Below are 15,524 nucleotides of genomic sequence, written 5' to 3'. Positions count from 1 at the left end.
TTTTCCCTTAAGTCAATGACCACGACACGGCCCGGCCCCGAAGGGGCGAAAACAGCACTCCTGAGTGACATGGCCATTCATGAGGCTCGAATACCCGCGCGGCTGCCGCAACCAGGCAGGACCGCAACGGGACGGCTTGTCATGCCTGGCGGGGGAGCCTGACGGCATGGCGGGAAAGATCGCGATCGTGGGGGCAGGCCCCTCCGGGTGCTACGTGGCCCAGGCATTCCTGAAAGCCGATCCCGGCCTCGAGGTCGATCTCATCGATGCGCTGCCGGTGCCGTTCGGGCTTGTTCGCTATGGCGTGGCGGCGGACCACCAGGGCACGAAAGGCGTTATGCGCCAGTTCGCCCGCATCTTCGAGCGCCAGGGCGCAAGATTCTTCGGAAACGTCCATATCGGGCGCGACGTGACGCTGAAGGCGTTGCGCGAGGCCTATGACGCGGTCGTGCTGGCCGCAGGCCTGTGCGAAGACCGCCGCCTTTCCATTCCCGGCGGCGACCTGCCCGGCGTCCACGGCGCCGCCGCCTTGACGCGCGCCCTGCACGAGCATCCGCAGGCAGGCGCCCTGCCCGCTCTCGGGCCGCATCCGCTGATCCTTGGCAACGGCAATGTTGCCATCGATCTTCTGCGTCTTCTCTGCAAGACATCCGAGGAACTGAACGGCACGGACCTCGGCCCGGGACCAAGTGCCTGGCTTGCCGGCAACGCGTTTGAAGCGATCACGATCGTCGGACGGTCCCCGGCGGCCCGCGCCAAGTTCGATCCGGTGATGATCCGGGAACTGGGCAAGCTCGGCAACGTGTCGATCAAGGTCGAGGGCGCCGGTCGGTCGGAGGAACCGGAAGAGCAAAAACGTCTCGAGGCACTTGCCGCCATCGACGGGCACGGCAGCGGACCGCTCAAGGTCACGTTCCGGTTCGAACTCCGCCCGCTTTCCGTCGAAGGCAAGGATCGCGTCGCCGGCCTGCGCGTCGAGGGACCGAACGGCGAGGAGACCGTACGGGCCTCGTCCGTCCTGACGGCGATCGGCTTTGATTCCAACGGCGACCTCGATCGCGCCACGCTCCTCGACGAAGCGGGCGAGAGGGAGGCCGGCAAGCTGGCCGACGGCCTCTTTGCGGCGGGCTGGTTTCGCCGCGGCCCCCGCGGCACCATCCCCGACAGCCGGACCGAGGCGCAGGCCACCGCGGCAGCGATCCTCGAGGAAATGGCCCCAGATCCCGCGCGCGCCGGCCCGGCAATTTTTCACAAACTCGAAAACGTCGTGGACTATGCGGGGTGGCAGCGAATAGATGCGGCCGAACTGGCGCGCAGCACACCCGAGCGCTGCCGGCAGAAGCTGCCTTCGACCGGCGAGCTACTGCGCGCCGCGACACAGCAGGATATCGACCAATGAAGATATGCGTCCTTTATGGCACGGAAACCGGCAATGCTGAGATGCTCGCAGAGGACATCCAGTCGGCCCTGGAGGACGACCACGACGTGACCTGCCGCAACCTCGCCGACACCGATCCGGCGGCGCTCGACGGAGAGACCTTCCACGTCGTCGTGTGTTCCACCTATGGCGACGGCGACCTGCCGGCTTCGGCGCAGCCCTTCGCCGACAGGCTCGAAGACGGCGCGCACGATCTTTCCGGCGTACGTTTCGCCATCTTCGGACTGGGCGACGCCGAATATGACGAAACTTTCACGCAGGGCTCCGAAAAGCTCGCGGCGAAGTTCAAGGCGCGCGGCGCGACGCAGATCGGCGCCCGCCTGACGCACGACGCCTCCGGCGACGATCTGCCCGAGGATATAGCCCTGCCGTGGATTACCGATATCCTGGCAAACATGTCAGTCGAACAAGAGGAAGGGTAAATCGTGACGGAAGCGTTTGACACCACGCCGGCGGATCTGAAATCCGGCAAGTCGCGATTGACCGACGAACAGGCCCGCGCGGCAGCCGATGTGCTGGAACGCATCCGGAAATCCGGACTCGAGACGGTGCGGCTTTCCTTCGTCGACCAGCACGGCGTGCTGCGCGGCAAGACGATCGTCCCGGAGGCGCTGGAAGGGACCTTTCGCGACGGCCTGGCGATGACGTCGACCCTGCTGTTGAAGGATACCTCGCATCGCACCGTCTTCCCCGTATGGGAGGATGATATCGGTTTCGGCCCCGGCAAGTTCACCGGCGCCGGCGACGTGATGATCGTGCCGGACCCGGATACGTTCAAGGTCCTGCCCTGGTCGTCCCATAGCGGCTGGATCCTGTGCGACCTGCGCGACAGGGACGGCAGCGAGATGCCGTTTTGCACGCGCTCCATCCTCAAGCGGGCCATTGAGGGCCTGGCGCAGGACAATCTCGCCATGGTGTGCGGGCTGGAATTCGAGTTCTACGTCTTCCGCGTCGACAAGAGCCGGCTTGACCACACCGATTCCGGCATGCCCGCGGTGCCGCCGGAAACCAGCCTCGTGGCGCATGGCTACCAGTATCTCACCGAGGCGCGTTACGACGCGCTGGAGGACGTCATGGACGATCTCAGGCGCGCCTGCCAGCAGGTCGGCCTGCCCGTGCGCTCCATGGAGGCCGAGTTCGGCCCCAGCCAGTGCGAATTCACCTTCGCGCCCGGCGCACCTCTGGAACAGGCCGACGCAACCGTGCTGTTTCGCTCGCTGGTCAAGCAGATCTGCGCGCGCAAGGGCCTGCACGCGACCTTCATGTGCCGTCCGAAGCTGAACGGCATCGTTCCCAGCGGCTGGCACATGCACCAGTCGATCGTCGATAGCCGCACGGGCGAAAATCAGATGATGCCGCAAGACGCCGGCGCCCTGTCGAAGGTCGCCGACAACTGGATCGCCGGCCTGCTCGACCACGCCGAGGAAAGCTGTCTGCTGACGACGCCAACCGTCAACGGCTACAAGCGCTACCAGCCCTTCCAGCTCGCTCCCGACCGCGTCCAGTGGGGCCGTGACAACAAGGGGGCGATGATACGCGGGCTGATGACGCCCGGCGACAAGGCCTCGCGGGTGGAAAGCCGCGTCGCCGAGCCGACGGCCAATCCCTATCTGTTCATCGCCTCGCAGATCCTGAGCGGTCACGACGGCATCAGGCGCGACCTGAAGACGCCGCCGCCGGTCGAAAACCCCTATGCCAGCGAGGCGGCCAGCCTGCCGCGCAGCCTGATCGCCGCGCTGGAGCGCTTCGACGCAAGCGCCTTCTATCGCGAGACGCTGGGCGCGGATTTCGTGCGTTACCTGTCGCACATCAAGCACGCCGAATGGGAACGCTACCTGATGACGGTCTCGGAATGGGAGCAGAGCGAATATTTCTCGCTCTTTTGACGCATGCCGCATCTCGTCATCGAATATTCCGACTCGCTCGATCCCGCGCCGGACATTGCCGCAATGATGCGGTCGCTGTGCGAGGCGGCGGCCAATACAGGCACCGTGCGCCGCGCCGACCTGAAATTGCGGGCGATCCCTTATGCCCAGTTCCAGCTCAACGACGGATCGAGCGGCTTCGTGCATCTGACGCTTTCGTTGCTCGAAGGCCGGACCCCGGACCAGAAGGAAGCGCTCTCCATCGCCTGCCGCGCGGCCCTCGTTGAGACCTGTCCGCAGGCCGACGCGATCAGCGTCGACATCCGCGACATGGATGCCCATGCCTACAAGAAGCGCGTGCGGCATGGCCAGGAGGCGATGCGATCAGTTTCCTCCTCCAGCGCCGCACCGGCTTAGATTGTGAATAACGCTATTACGATGCCAGCGCCTCCAGCACCGGACATTCCGGCACGTCCTCGCCGGAGCATTGCGCGGCCGTCGTCGCCAGCACCTTCTCGATCCGCTTGAGATCGGCGATCTTGGCCCGCACATCGCAGAGGTGCCGCTCGGTTCGCTCCTTCACCTCGGCGCAGGTCTGCCTGCCGCCATCGACGAGATCGAGCAGGCCGCGGACCTGCTCGATGGAAAAGCCGAGTTCGCGGGCACGCAGGATAAAGCGCAGCCGCGAGACGTGGCTATCGTCGTAGATGCGGTAACCCGAAGCGGTGCGTGGCGGATCGGGCATCATGCCGATCTTCTCGTAATAGCGGATGGTTTCGAGGTTGCAGCCCGTGCGCCTTGCCAGCTCGGCGCGCTGCAACCGCTTCCCGGAACCGTGATCGGCCATTGCCCGAATTTCCCTTGAGTCTGTAGTTGCTACAGACCGTAGCTTGCTTGCGACTGGAAATCGAGGGCGAACCGCATGAGCGAGACAAAAATCGAGACCGTTGTGTTGGACGCGCCGGCGCAAGCTGCCGATCGGCGACAAGGCTGGTTTGCCGCCGGCGGAGTGATCGGCGCCATCCTGGCTTCGACCTGCTGTATCGCACCGCTGGTACTGTTGACGCTCGGTGTATCGGGCACCTGGATCGGCAGCTTGACGGCGCTCGAACCCTATAAGCCGATCTTTGCCGGCGTCGCGCTCGTCTTCATCGGATTCGGCTTCCGGCGGGTCTATTTCAACGCCAAGCCTGCATGCGAGGACGGGTCGCGCTGCGCCCGTGCCGAATCCGCCCTCATCGCCAAATCGGCCCTGTGGCTTTCCACGGTTCTGGTCGTCCTGGCGCTGACCATCAACTGGTGGGCGCCGTTCTTCTACTGATCTGGAGGCACTGAGCATGAAACGACTTCTCATCGCTATGGCGGGATTTCTGGCTGTCGGGGTCTCCGGCCTTCCCCTTATCGTTTCTGCCCCTGCACCGGTTCTCGTTTCGTCCGCGCAGGCGGCGGAAACCGAACGAGCCGCCACCTTCGACGTGCCGGGCATGACCTGCGCGCTCTGCCCCGTCACGGTGAGAAAGGCGATGGAAGGTGTCGAAGGCGTGAGACAAGTCGAGGTCGATTTCGATGCCAGGACGGCGACCGTGGTATTCGATCCGTCCATGACAACGATCGAAACCATTGCCGCCGCCTCGACCAATGCCGGATACCCGGCCGCGGTGAAGGACTGAGCCGGTGAAGGACGCCGCGATCTTCAAAACCGGCATCGTCGGGTCGGCCATTGCCGCGGTCTGCTGCGCCACGCCAATCCTGGTCATCGCACTCGGTGCTCTGGGATTGTCTGCCTGGGTCGTCTGGGTGGATTACGTGGCCCTTCCGGCGCTCGCCCTGTTCCTCGCGACAGCCGCTTACGGACTGTGGCGGCGGCAGCGGGCGGCCGACTGTTGCTCGTCGGAAACGCAATCAAGCAGGACGCAACCGCGCCAAGAAGGGGACGGACATGGCTGACTGCTGCAACACAGCGGAGAACCGGAAGGGATACGACCTTGCCGTCATCGGCGCGGGCTCGGCGGGCTTTTCAGCTGCCATTACGGCCGCCGAGCAGGGCGCGAATGTCGCGCTGATCGGCCATGGCACGATTGGCGGCACCTGCGTCAATGTCGGCTGCGTTCCCTCCAAGACCATGATCCGCGCTGCCGAAACCCTGTATGGCGCCCGCGCGGCAGGCCGGTTTCCCGGATTGAACGGCGAAGCCCATGTCAACGACTGGCGTGCGCTGGTCGCGGCCAAGGACGATCTGGTCGGCACATTGCGGCAGAGGAAGTATATCGACCTGCTGCCCGAATATAACGCGATCGCCTACATGCAAGGACGCGCGCGGCTGAATGGTGCCGGCGTGCTGTTGGCCCGCCAACCCATTGCTGCAGACAAGATCATTGTGACGACGGGCGCCTCGCCAGCCATTCCCCCCATCCCCGGCATCGAGAACGTTCCTTACCTCACCAGCACCACCGCGTTGGAACTTGAGGACCGGCCGCGCTCCCTTCTGGTCATCGGCGGCGGCTATATAGGGTGCGAACTGGCGCAGATGTTCGCCCGCGCGGGAACTGCCGTAACTCTGGTTACGCGCTCGCGCCTGCTTCCCGAAGCCGAACCTGAAATTGCCGAGGCCCTCGCCGGCTATCTGGCCGCCGAGGGCGTGACGGTTCGTGCCGGACTGAGCTATGCCGGGATCGCCAGCCGGGACGATGAAATCGCTCTGACCATCGACGTCAATGGCCGCTGCGAAACGCTTCATGTCGAACACATCCTGGTGACGACCGGCCGCTCGCCCAATACCGCCGGCCTCGGCCTGACGGAATCCGGCATCGAATTGGCCCCGAATGGCGGCATCGTCGTCGACGAACGGATGCGCGCCTCGAAGGCAGGCGTCTACGCCGCCGGTGACGTCACGGGCCGCGACCAGTTCGTCTATATGGCGGCCTATGGCGCGAAGCTCGCGGCAAGCAATGCGCTGAACGGCGACAGCCTCACCTACGACAACAGTGCCATGCCGTGGGTGGTGTTCACCGATCCGCAACTTGCCGGCGTCGGCCTTTCCGAGGGCCAGGCGAAAAGCAAAGGATTTCAGGTGAAGACCTCGACACTGCCGCTCGACTCCGTCCCGCGCGCTCTCGCCGCTCGCGATACGCGCGGGCTCGTCAAGCTGGTCGCGGATGCGAAATCGGATCGATTGCTCGGCTGCCAGATCCTCGCCCCCGAAGGGGCCGACAGCATCCAGTCCGCGGCGTTGGTCATCAAATTCGGCATGACGACGAAGGATCTGGGCGAGACGATCTTTCCTCACCTCACCACTGTGGAAGGGCTGAAACTCGCCGCCCAGGGCTTCAGCAAGGATGTCGCCAAGCTTTCCTGCTGCGCCGGGTAAGGATGCCGGCGGCAGAGACGGGACAATATCATTCGCAATTTCAGTGAATTACGTCGCATTCTGGTGTGCTGGCCGATGTTCCCGGCATGGTCTCCACGATGGTCATTAGACGCTCCTTTACACCCTCACCGAGCTCCTCTACACCCTCACCGAAATGAGCCCGCGAAGAACGCCAGATTATTCCCACTCCATCATTTACGAGACTGATAACTAATTGTTTTTCAGAAAGTTTTTTTAATTACAGGATTCCGAACTACCGTCACTTTTACCGTCAATTTTTAGTGATGCGATTTCATTGAGGAATCCGGAGGTCGCGCATGCGGCATGCATTCCTGACGCTGAATGATCAATTCGCAGAATCTGCGGTGTGGCGAAACCATTGAAGTCACTCACAAATTCGGTTCACTCCATCGTCGTTGACGCCCGGGGACACATCGTCAATCAGCCCGGAAGCCCAAATGCCGGGACGAGGTAAGACCCTGATCTTACAACACATTCGCCCTCCTTGCCACGCCATTGAGTTGCCAATCCAAGGCAGACGATCTGACGGTATATTTGACGGTCGTTTGCAAGCACTTGATTCTACAGATGTTTCCAGTCCGAATTTGGAGTACCTCTGGCGTCGGCATGGCGACTGCCAAGGTTTTGCCGACGATTCCGCCAGCCGAAGCGCCGCCACGGTGGGCCAATTCGCACAAGCACAAGGCCAGGATTTCGGCGGTCATCGGCCCCGCCTCTTCAGTCGCTGCTGTTCAAATCCGTTCCCGCCCGCAGACGCTCCATATAGGCGCGATAAGCGAAGCTGCGGTCGCGTTTCTTTCCTGTCGTTTCCACGAGGATGCCGACTTCGGCCAGCGCTTCGATCGCGCGGGTTGCGGTCGGCTTGCTCGCATCGACCAGCTTCATGGCGGAGGCCACCGACACGATCGGGTGGCGGGGAAGCTGCTCGAACAGTCTGAACGCCGAGACGGAAGCGGACTCGGCGCCGAGGAGCCGCGCCCGGTCCGCGCTGACAAGATTGAACAATTCGCGCGCCGAGGCGACTGCTTCATCGGCGATCGTGGCGACCCCGTCGAGAAAGAAGTCGGTCCAGCCCTCCCAGTCTCCTTCCAGCCGCACGAGGTTGAGCCGCCGATAATATTCTTCCCGGTGGCGTTTGAAAAAGAGGCTGAGATAAAGGAGCGGAGCTCTCAGCAGACCCCAGTGCTCCAGCAGGAGCGCGACCAGCAGCCGACCGATCCGACCGTTGCCGTCGAGATAGGGATGAATGGTTTCGAACTGAACATGCAGGAGGCCCATACGCACGAGCGGCGGCAGCGGGTCGTCGGCATGGATGTATCTCTCGAACTCGCTGAGGAGCTGGGGGAGCTTGTCAGGCGCCGGCGGCACGTATGCCGCATTCCCCGGCCGGCTTCCGCCAATCCAGTTCTGGCTGTGACGCACGTCTCCAGGTTGCTTGTTCGAGCCCCGCACACCGCGCATCAACCGCTTGTGCGTCTCATTCAATAGCCGCATCGAAAGCGGAAGGCCGCGCTTCGCTGCGAGTTGGCCGCGGGCATAGGCGAGCGCATCGAGGTAGTTCGTGATCTCCTCGATATCGGCATTGGCCGCAGGCTGCTCTTCGGCCTCGAAGGTGAGAAGGTCGACGAGCGATGCCTGGGTGCCCTCGATCTGCGACGAGATCACCGCTTCCTTGCGCACGAACGCGTAGATAAACCAATCGAACGAAGGCACCATCTCGCCTGCAAGGTCGAGCCGAACGAGCGCCAGCTCGGCTTCGCGGAGGCGATGCTCGAGCTTGCCGTCAACAACGAGCGCTGGCCGCGCGGGCGGCAGATCGAAGGGAATGAAGGCATCAACCTTCTCGCCGCCGGCGGTCACGCTTTCATATCGGCCCGTGGTACGCTTCGGCATCTGTTTGCGGCTCACCCCAGGATCGATCTCGTTGGTATAGTGAATGCAAGGCACGACAGCATTCCCTGCCGACTCCACTGGGAACGGAGACTTTACTAATGACAGCCATTAGTCAAGGAATCGTTCCTAACGCCCTCCAGTGGAGACGTTCCCATTCCTTCGACGGGAACGCGACCTTGACGTCGGTCCGGCAGCAAGGCGCAGCGTGCTAATGTAAGCGAGCTTAAATAGGCTCGTCGCTCTGGACCGACTCCATCAGAAGCATAAAGCCGTCCGCTCAGCAGTGCGAGCGCAATGACAAGGAGATTGGGCATCCGACGCGACGAATCGGATAGGACCGCAGCCTTCGTCAATCACCCCAGAGAATCTTCATAGCCTACTCACATGCCTGACCTTCCGCATACCAAACTGCTTGCCCGCAAGATCTCCGACTTCTGCCGCCTCCGTGTCGATCCCGCATTGCCCCCGCAGGAAAGCACACGGATCAAAGAATTTCTCCTCTGTCTGATCGCCCAGTCGCAAACGCCGCCTCGCAAGGTGCGCGGCTACGATTGGGACGAAATCGCCCTTCAATGCAGCCTCGACAGGGATGCTCTTCGGGGCGCAAGAGCGGTGATTGAACCGGCTCTGGATGCCATCGTGCGGAACACGAAAAACCAAACCAAACGCGCCCCCGCCACGATCCGAGATACACAGGATTCAAAGCCGCGTCCGCGACGTGGCCGTCCTCCGCGACAGCCAGTGGAAAAGGCGAGCGCTGCCGGCCACATTGGCGCGAAGGATCGATCGGAGCAGCAGCCGACGACGAACCGGCTGAAGCCCGGCATCAAGCCGCGCGCGATCGAAGAGTTCCCAACGCCCCTCTTCGATGACTGGCTCGACCCACCAACCTTTCGGGAGGCGCTTGAGCTGCACATGCGCCGCCACGGCGACAGCTATTGGCATCTCCACCGTGCCGTCGTCCGCGATGGCGAAAAGCTCGACCATTCGACGATCCGCCACTGGCTGCAGGGATCGAAGGCGCCCCGTAGCGTGGCGAGCATGGAGGTCCTCGGTCGCATCGAGCGCCGCTATCGCCTCCCGGCGGGATACTTCAAGGCAAAGCTCCCGCATCAGACTCGGTCGGCCTCGGGCCACATCCTTGACGACATTAGCCCGGCCGAGCGGCGGCGGCTCGCCTGGCACCTACCCGATGATTTCAACACACGCCCGCGCCAGGAACAGGAGGAAATCCTTGAATGGGTTCAGCGCGTCATCATCAGGGGCTCGACCGACTATAGACGGTTCCAGGCGGCCGCGATGAAGCAGCGCTACGCAATCCGTTTTCCAGGGATCACCTACGGCCAATCTGACGCTGCGGATGACCACCGCCCAAACAGATACGAAGAGCAGGACGAAGACAGCATTTCCTTCACCGATCCCGATCTGCGATCTGGTGTCATAGACGCTCCACCTGTCCTCGCCATGGAAATGGCCGAACTGATCCGTTTCAAGACCGCAACGCTCACGGCATTCGGTCTGCAGCGGAACGGCGTCTGGGGTGAGGAGACGGCTTCGCAGAAGGTCGAGCATCTCGGCCTGATGTTCGGCGCATTGGCCGCCCATCCGCGCGGACCCGTGCGTGGCTACGGCGTGCCGCTGCAACACCTGACCTTCGGGCTGCTCGTTTTCCCCTCGATCTGGGACTGGTACGTGCAATGGCGCGAGAGGCGGCGCGGTTTCTACACGGCCTGGGAAGTGGACATGCTGCGAATTTCGCTCGCCCTCACCCGGAGGGAAACGGGCTGGCTGCGGCAGCACCCTCGTCTCGGATCACGGCTCCAGCCGATCAAGGGACTGGTTACACAGGCGGACATCGACCGCGCCTGTGCCGACTGGGACGATGCTTGCGACGTCTATTTCAAGCATGCGTCCTCCCGCGTGAAGGAGATCCAGCGCGTCGCGCGGGTCCATCGTGACCCGTTCGAGCCGATCATGCCGGTATTGGAGGCCGAAAGCCCGGTCGGCGAATATCGGAAGATCACGGAAGAGATCCTCCGGCTCATGCCGGACGAGCGGCTCTATCGTCGCCCGGCGGCAGAAGCCGTCCGATCGTTCCTGATGCTGCGCTTTGACCGCCGCACAGTCCATCTCTCACGTCGGCAACGTGAGGCAGTGGCCTGGGCCTCCGAAGGGCTTACGAACGACGAAATAGCCGAACGGCTGAACGTCAGCATCCACACCGCCGACATGCATTTGCGGGCTGTCCGTGCAAGACTAGGGGTTGGCAACACAGTGCACGCGGTCGCCGAAGCGTTGCGCCTCGGGCTGATTTCCTGATTACCTACGGATTCTCGTAATTCCCGGAGGCTGGCGATAAGAACATCCTCGGTTGACTTCAACGCCGGAGGTCAACCGATGCTTCTTATCGTAACTTCGCAGAACGCCGACAATCACCGGAAGGAACTGGATCAAGCCTTCCGGTTGCGTCATCGAATCTTTGTCGAAGAAAAGGGTTGGACAGATCTTCGCAGCGACGATGGCCGCGAGACGGATCGCTTTGACGATGAGCACGCGGTCCACATGCTCTACATCATTGATGATCGCGTAGTCGGTTATCAGCGCATGCTGCCTACAATCCGGCCTCATATCCTTTCGGACGTGTTGCCGGAACTGTGCGAGAGCGAGCGACCAGCCGGCCCGGATATCTGGGAATGGACACGCTACTGCGTCGAGCCAGGTTGCCGCGAGCGGGGGCGGATGTTGAGCCCGGTGGCGAATGCCCTTCTCTCTGGCATCGTCGAATGGGGTCTTGAGACCGGCGTATCGACGATCCTGATCGAGATGAACCCGCTCTGGCTACTGCGATTGGTGCAACTGCATTTCAGGGTCGTGCCGCTTGGAATTCCCAAAGCGATCGGCGGCGAGGAAACGCTCGCGGTAGCCGCGAGTTTCGACCGTCGCACGCTTGCGCGGCTGCGGGAAATGCGGAACTCCAGCAAGCCCGCGTCCGTGTGATGAGGCGCCGTCAACCGAGACACCACGATGGTCAGGTCGAGGGTAGTATCCATGCGCGGTCACCCTTGGGATACCGCATCCCGCTCGTGGCGTTGATGCAGGCGGCGGCCGTCGCTGAGCATCTCAATTTCAGGCACGCCGCCGCGGCGCTTGGCGTCAGTCAGTCCGGCCTCAGCCAGCGGATCAAGCAATTGGAAGAAGATCTCGGCGTGCTGCTATTCGAGCGGCGGCATCGCGGCGTGACGGTTACCGAGGCGGGCGAGCGATTCCTCCGGGATGTCGCCGTCGGCATTGGTCAACTCGATCATGCCGTGAAGATGGCCGGGATGGTCGCTGGCGGGGAGCTGGGCCGCCTTCGCATCGGACTCGTCGGCGTTCTCATCTCTCATGCTCTTGCTGATCTCCTCGCGCGCTTCCGAGACTCCTATCCTCGCATTGCTGTCGAGATTACCGACGGGCAGCGCGGCGACATGCTGCGGCAGATCCGCGAGGGCAAGCTCGACATCGCCTTTGTGATCGGGGCCGCGATCGTTCCCGACTGCCACTCGAGACAACTTTGGATGGAGCAGCTTGTTGCAGCCCTGCCCGCACACCACGACCTTGCCAAAGAGCAGGAACTGGATTGGGTGGACCTCGCGTCCGAGACCTTCCTCGTGCGCCACGACGGGATGGAGCCGCAGGTGCTGGATCGCGTGTTGCACCGGTTCAGTGAACGAGGACTCCAACCAGATATCCATCGTTTCAACGTGGGGCGAGACACACTCATGCGGTTGGTTGCCGAGGGATACGGCATCGCACTGGTGCCGGAATCCGCGACCGCGATCGCGATTCCAAGGGTCGAGTTTCGGAACCTCGACGATGAGCCGCCGGACTCAATTCCCGTCACAGCAATCTGGTCTCCCTTCAACCGGAACGTTCCTCATCGCAATTTTCTCGACATGATGCTGCGACGCTGCCGAAATGGCGCGGCGTCAATCAGGAATTAGCTGCGCCGCCGCGATTCCGACGGGCCTTTGCGAAAGCTCGATCGGTCGCCATGAAGCGCTGCAGCATAGGGACAATCAGCTTTGCGGGGGCCAAAGCAGGCTGTCCCGTCGTTCGGCCGAGCACCTCGGCATAGGCGACAAGGTCGCGATGCACGGCGGCTGGAATCTCGATTGTGAGCTTCACCGGCTTGTCGTCCATGATTGCGCCGAGCTTCAGCTTGGTCATCGGCCAGCCTCCGCAGGTTCGAGAACCAGGTCTCGCGTAATGACAATGCGGACGGGAAAGCCCGGCCGGATCGTCAGTGTGGGGGCCGCCTGCAATTGCCTTTGGACGATTTGCTGGCCGGCATCGTTGATGGTGTCCTGGGCACCATTACGGATGGCACTGAGCAGACGATCTTCGTCGTCGATCGCCAGTTCGGCGCCGACCGCGAGCAGTGTCGAAAGGCCGGCGGCTTTGGCCAGATCCCACCAATGATAATCGACACCGTCCTCGAGCCCGACATAGCCCTGGGCATCGGCGCCGGGCTGGCGCTCCAGCACGATGGAGCGGCCGTTGGGGAAGATCAGCCGGTTCCAGACGAGCAGTACTCGGCGCTGACCGAATCCGACATCATTGCTGTATTAGCCGATGACGCGCGTGCCCTGGTCGAGACGGTCGAATGCAGGTAGGTCAGCGTCTCGCTGTCATCGAGCCAGCGGCACGCCGGCATGAAGCCGTCGATCAACGCCTGCACGCGGTCGGTGCGGTCGATGAAGGCTGCAAGACTCTCGTGCGGATTGACGCCCGTTTGCTCGCGGCCCTCGTAAAGCCAGCTTTCCGCGCGGGCGGCGTCCTCGACCGGCGGCAGATGGAGAAATGTCAGGAAGTAGCTCGACTCGTAGTGCGCACCGGCTTCCTCGAAATCGGCTTTGCGCTCTGCATCGACCAACGCCGACGCGGCATCCGGAAAGCGGCTTTCGGGATAGCCCGCGGCCTCGTACCGCTGCGCCTCGACGAAGATCGCCCAGCCCGATCCGAGCCGGCGGAAGGCGTTGTTCAGGCGGCTCGCGACAGCGACCAGTTCCGCCGCGACGGCCGAATCCAGATCAGGACCGCGAAACCGTGCCGAACGCTGGAAGCTGCCATCCTTGTTGAGCACAACGCCCTCGCCGACGAGCGCTGCCCAGGGCAGGAAATCCGCCAGACGGCTTGCAGTGCGGCGGTATTCAGCGAGGTTCATCATCGCGCTGCCACCTTCAGACCGTGAGGTGATCGGGGATGCGCAGATGGCGGCGACCGACCTCGACGAAGAGCGGGTCGCGTCTGGCTGCCCAGACGGCCGCGAAATGACCGATCGCCCAGATCGCCAGACCGACCAGCCAGAGCCGCAGGCCGAGGCCGACCGCACCGGCCAAGGTGCCGTTCATGATGGCTATCGAGCGCGGGGCGCCGCCGAGCAGGATGTGCTCGGTCAGCGCACGATGGACCGGAACGGTGAAGCCCGGCACTTCAGCAGCCTGCTCGAGGATGCCCGGCATCACACCAGCGCCCCGCCGCCGAACGAGAAGAACGACAAGAAGAACGAACTGGCGGCAAATGCGATCGACAGACCGAAGACGATCTGGATCAGGCGGCGAAAACCGCCGCTGGTATCGCCAAAAGCCAGCGTCAAGCCGGTGATGATGATAATGATGACCGCGATGATCTTGGCGACCGGCCCCTCGATCGACTCCAGGATCTGCTGGAGCGGCTGTTCCCACGGCATGGACGAGCCCGAAGCATAGGCAGCGGGCGCCAGCATCAGGCTGATGGACACAGCGGCGACGGCCGACGCCATGTGCCGGCAGCCGCGCGAGACGAAACGGATCATGATGGGTCTCCTGCAGGATTCGGGTTTGCTGTGGTGATGCGGTAGTCGCCGTCCGGTCCGAGCCCTTCGACACGGGCGAGCTCGGCGAGCCGGCGCGAGGCGCCACGGCCGGAGAGCACCGCAACGAGATCGATCGTCTCGGCGATCAGTGCGCGCGGGACGGTGACGACGGCTTCCTGGATGAGTTGCTCGAGGCGACGCAGCGCGCCAATGCCGGTGCCGGCATGGATGGTGCCGATGCCGCCGGGATGGCCGGTGCCCCATGCCTTGAGAAGGTCGAGCGCTTCGCTGCCGCGCACCTCGCCGATCGAGATGCGGTCGGGCCTGAGACGAAGCGAGGAACGGACCAGATCGGAGAGCGTGGCAACGCCATCCTTCGTCCGCATGGCGACGAGGTTGGGCGCGGCGCATTGCAGCTCGCGCGTGTCCTCGATGATGACGACGCGATCAGCACCCTTCGCCACCTCGGCCAGCAGCGCGTTGGTCAGGGTCGTCTTGCCGGTCGAGGTGCCGCCTGCGACAAGTATGTTCTCGCGCTCGATAACAGCCTGACGGAGAACTGCGGCCTGATCCGCCGACATGATGCCAGCGGCGACATAATCATCGAGGTCGAACACCGCGACGGCCGGCTTGCGGATGGCAAAGGCGGGCGCCGTCACGACCGGTGGCAATAGGCCCTCGAACCGCTCCCCCGTCTCGGGAAGCTCCGCCGACACACGGGGGCTTCGGGGATGCACCTCTACGCCGACGTGATGTGCGACCAGGCGCACGATGCGCTCGCCATCGGCGACGGGCAGCAGTTCGCCGGTGTCGGCAAGCCCTTCTGCCAGACGATCGACCCACAGGCGTCCGTCCGGGTTGAGCATCACTTCGACGATTGCGGGATCTTCCAGAAATCGGGCGATGGCAGGTCCAAGCGCCGTTCGCAGCATGCGCGCGCCGCGCCGGATCGCTTCCGATTGCTGGTGAGTGGCTGCCATATCGTCCCCGTTGCTTGCGGGGATGTGACAGGCGATCAGAGGTGGTGCCGGTTTCTGAGACAGGGGCTTAAGGTGGATCGATCGATGAAAAGGACGATCCAGCATGAAGACACGCAGACGGTTT

General features: G+C 63.2%; 17 protein-coding genes and 2 pseudogenes. 11 read left to right on the top strand and 8 right to left on the bottom strand.

Going from position 1 to position 15,524, the window contains the following annotated elements; all coding sequences use genetic code 11:
* The first annotated feature begins 166 nt into the window (after positions 1-166).
* Genes GM909_RS17240 through GM909_RS17225 form a run of 4 tightly spaced genes read left to right on the top strand, consistent with a single transcriptional unit; the run spans position 167 to position 3,720 of the window.
* On the top strand, positions 167-1,399 hold the full coding sequence (locus GM909_RS17240; RefSeq protein WP_157018072.1) for an FAD-dependent oxidoreductase: 1,233 nt from the start codon (positions 167-169) through the stop codon (positions 1,397-1,399).
* Positions 1,396-1,860 carry a flavodoxin domain-containing protein gene (locus GM909_RS17235; RefSeq protein WP_157018070.1) on the top strand — a complete coding sequence of 155 codons (465 nt, stop codon included), beginning with the start codon at positions 1,396-1,398 and terminating at the stop codon, positions 1,858-1,860. The genes GM909_RS17240 and GM909_RS17235 overlap by 4 nt, the downstream gene beginning before the upstream one ends.
* A 3-nt stretch (positions 1,861-1,863) precedes the next feature.
* Positions 1,864-3,324 (top strand): glutamine synthetase family protein, encoded by a 1,461-nt coding sequence (locus GM909_RS17230; RefSeq protein WP_235911955.1) that lies wholly within the window; start codon positions 1,864-1,866, stop codon positions 3,322-3,324.
* 3 nt (positions 3,325-3,327) lie between these two features.
* On the top strand, positions 3,328-3,720 hold the full coding sequence (locus tag GM909_RS17225; protein WP_157018068.1) for a 5-carboxymethyl-2-hydroxymuconate Delta-isomerase: 393 nt from the start codon (positions 3,328-3,330) through the stop codon (positions 3,718-3,720).
* 16 nt (positions 3,721-3,736) lie between these two features.
* On the opposite strand, the gene GM909_RS17220 is transcribed toward GM909_RS17225, so the two are convergent.
* Positions 3,737-4,150 carry a MerR family transcriptional regulator gene (locus GM909_RS17220; RefSeq protein WP_157018066.1) on the bottom strand — a complete coding sequence of 138 codons (414 nt, stop codon included), beginning with the start codon at positions 4,148-4,150 and terminating at the stop codon, positions 3,737-3,739.
* 75 nt (positions 4,151-4,225) lie between these two features.
* Here GM909_RS17220 and GM909_RS17215 point away from each other — a divergent pair, with 75 nt between their 5' ends.
* Genes GM909_RS17215 through merA form a run of 4 tightly spaced genes read left to right on the top strand, consistent with a single transcriptional unit; the run spans position 4,226 to position 6,670 of the window.
* Positions 4,226-4,624, top strand: a complete 399-nt coding sequence (locus GM909_RS17215) for a mercuric transporter MerT family protein (RefSeq protein ID WP_157018064.1) — start codon at positions 4,226-4,228, stop codon at positions 4,622-4,624.
* A 16-nt stretch (positions 4,625-4,640) separates the two neighbouring features.
* Positions 4,641-4,973, top strand: coding sequence for a heavy-metal-associated domain-containing protein (locus tag GM909_RS17210; RefSeq protein ID WP_157018063.1), 333 nt, complete (start codon positions 4,641-4,643; stop codon positions 4,971-4,973).
* Positions 4,974-4,977: 4 nt separating this feature from the next.
* On the top strand, positions 4,978-5,250 hold the full coding sequence (gene merF / locus GM909_RS17205) for a mercury resistance system transport protein MerF (RefSeq protein ID WP_157018061.1): 273 nt from the start codon (positions 4,978-4,980) through the stop codon (positions 5,248-5,250).
* On the top strand, positions 5,243-6,670 hold the full coding sequence (gene merA, locus GM909_RS17200) for a mercury(II) reductase (RefSeq protein ID WP_157018059.1): 1,428 nt from the start codon (positions 5,243-5,245) through the stop codon (positions 6,668-6,670). Before merF ends, merA begins: the two co-directional genes overlap by 8 nt.
* 738 nt (positions 6,671-7,408) lie before the next feature.
* Here merA and GM909_RS17195 read toward each other — a convergent pair.
* Positions 7,409-8,551 (bottom strand): Fic family protein, encoded by a 1,143-nt coding sequence (locus GM909_RS17195; protein ID WP_328600467.1) that lies wholly within the window; start codon positions 8,549-8,551, stop codon positions 7,409-7,411.
* A 417-nt stretch (positions 8,552-8,968) separates the two neighbouring features.
* On the opposite strand from GM909_RS17195, the gene GM909_RS17190 reads away from it, so the two are divergent.
* The 3 genes from GM909_RS17190 to GM909_RS17180 all read left to right on the top strand — a co-directional run bounded on the left by GM909_RS17190 (position 8,969) and on the right by GM909_RS17180 (position 12,567).
* Positions 8,969-10,903: a helix-turn-helix transcriptional regulator gene (locus GM909_RS17190; RefSeq protein WP_157018055.1), complete on the top strand. Its 1,935-nt coding sequence runs from the start codon at positions 8,969-8,971 to the stop codon at positions 10,901-10,903.
* Positions 10,904-10,981: 78 nt separating this feature from the next.
* On the top strand, positions 10,982-11,581 hold the full coding sequence (locus GM909_RS17185; protein ID WP_157018053.1) for an acyl-homoserine-lactone synthase: 600 nt from the start codon (positions 10,982-10,984) through the stop codon (positions 11,579-11,581).
* Positions 11,582-11,646: 65 nt separating this feature from the next.
* On the top strand, positions 11,647-12,567 hold the full coding sequence (locus tag GM909_RS17180) for a LysR family transcriptional regulator (RefSeq protein ID WP_235911954.1): 921 nt from the start codon (positions 11,647-11,649) through the stop codon (positions 12,565-12,567).
* Here the strand turns inward: GM909_RS17180 and GM909_RS17175 are convergent.
* From GM909_RS17175 to trbB, 6 genes and pseudogenes are all read right to left on the bottom strand, one after another.
* Positions 12,557-12,793, bottom strand: a complete 237-nt coding sequence (locus GM909_RS17175; protein WP_157018049.1) for a DUF2274 domain-containing protein — start codon at positions 12,791-12,793, stop codon at positions 12,557-12,559. The two genes, GM909_RS17180 and GM909_RS17175, sit on opposite strands and share 11 nt — an antisense overlap.
* Positions 12,790-13,215: pseudogene (locus tag GM909_RS17170) on the bottom strand (TrbI/VirB10 family protein); the annotation flags it as partial. The pseudogene GM909_RS17170 and the gene GM909_RS17175, both read right to left, overlap by 4 nt.
* A pseudogene (locus tag GM909_RS17165) lies at positions 13,205-13,793 on the bottom strand (conjugal transfer protein TrbE); the annotation flags it as partial. The pseudogenes GM909_RS17165 and GM909_RS17170, both read right to left, overlap by 11 nt.
* Positions 13,794-13,806: 13 nt before the next feature.
* Positions 13,807-14,088: a VirB3 family type IV secretion system protein gene (locus GM909_RS17160; protein WP_157018047.1), complete on the bottom strand. Its 282-nt coding sequence runs from the start codon at positions 14,086-14,088 to the stop codon at positions 13,807-13,809.
* Positions 14,088-14,420, bottom strand: coding sequence for a TrbC/VirB2 family protein (locus tag GM909_RS17155; protein WP_157018046.1), 333 nt, complete (start codon positions 14,418-14,420; stop codon positions 14,088-14,090). Before GM909_RS17155 ends, GM909_RS17160 begins: the two co-directional genes overlap by 1 nt.
* Positions 14,417-15,400, bottom strand: coding sequence for a P-type conjugative transfer ATPase TrbB (trbB, locus tag GM909_RS17150; RefSeq protein ID WP_157018044.1), 984 nt, complete (start codon positions 15,398-15,400; stop codon positions 14,417-14,419). The genes GM909_RS17155 and trbB overlap by 4 nt, the downstream gene beginning before the upstream one ends.
* Positions 15,401-15,524 lie beyond the last annotated feature (124 nt).

Source organism: Mesorhizobium xinjiangense (assembly GCF_009749525.1).
In the GTDB taxonomy this organism is placed as follows: Bacteria; Pseudomonadota; Alphaproteobacteria; order Rhizobiales; family Rhizobiaceae; genus Mangrovimarina; species Mangrovimarina xinjiangensis.
The sequence above is the reverse complement of the archived record's forward strand: the minus strand, read 5'-3'. Positions and strand labels throughout refer to the sequence as shown.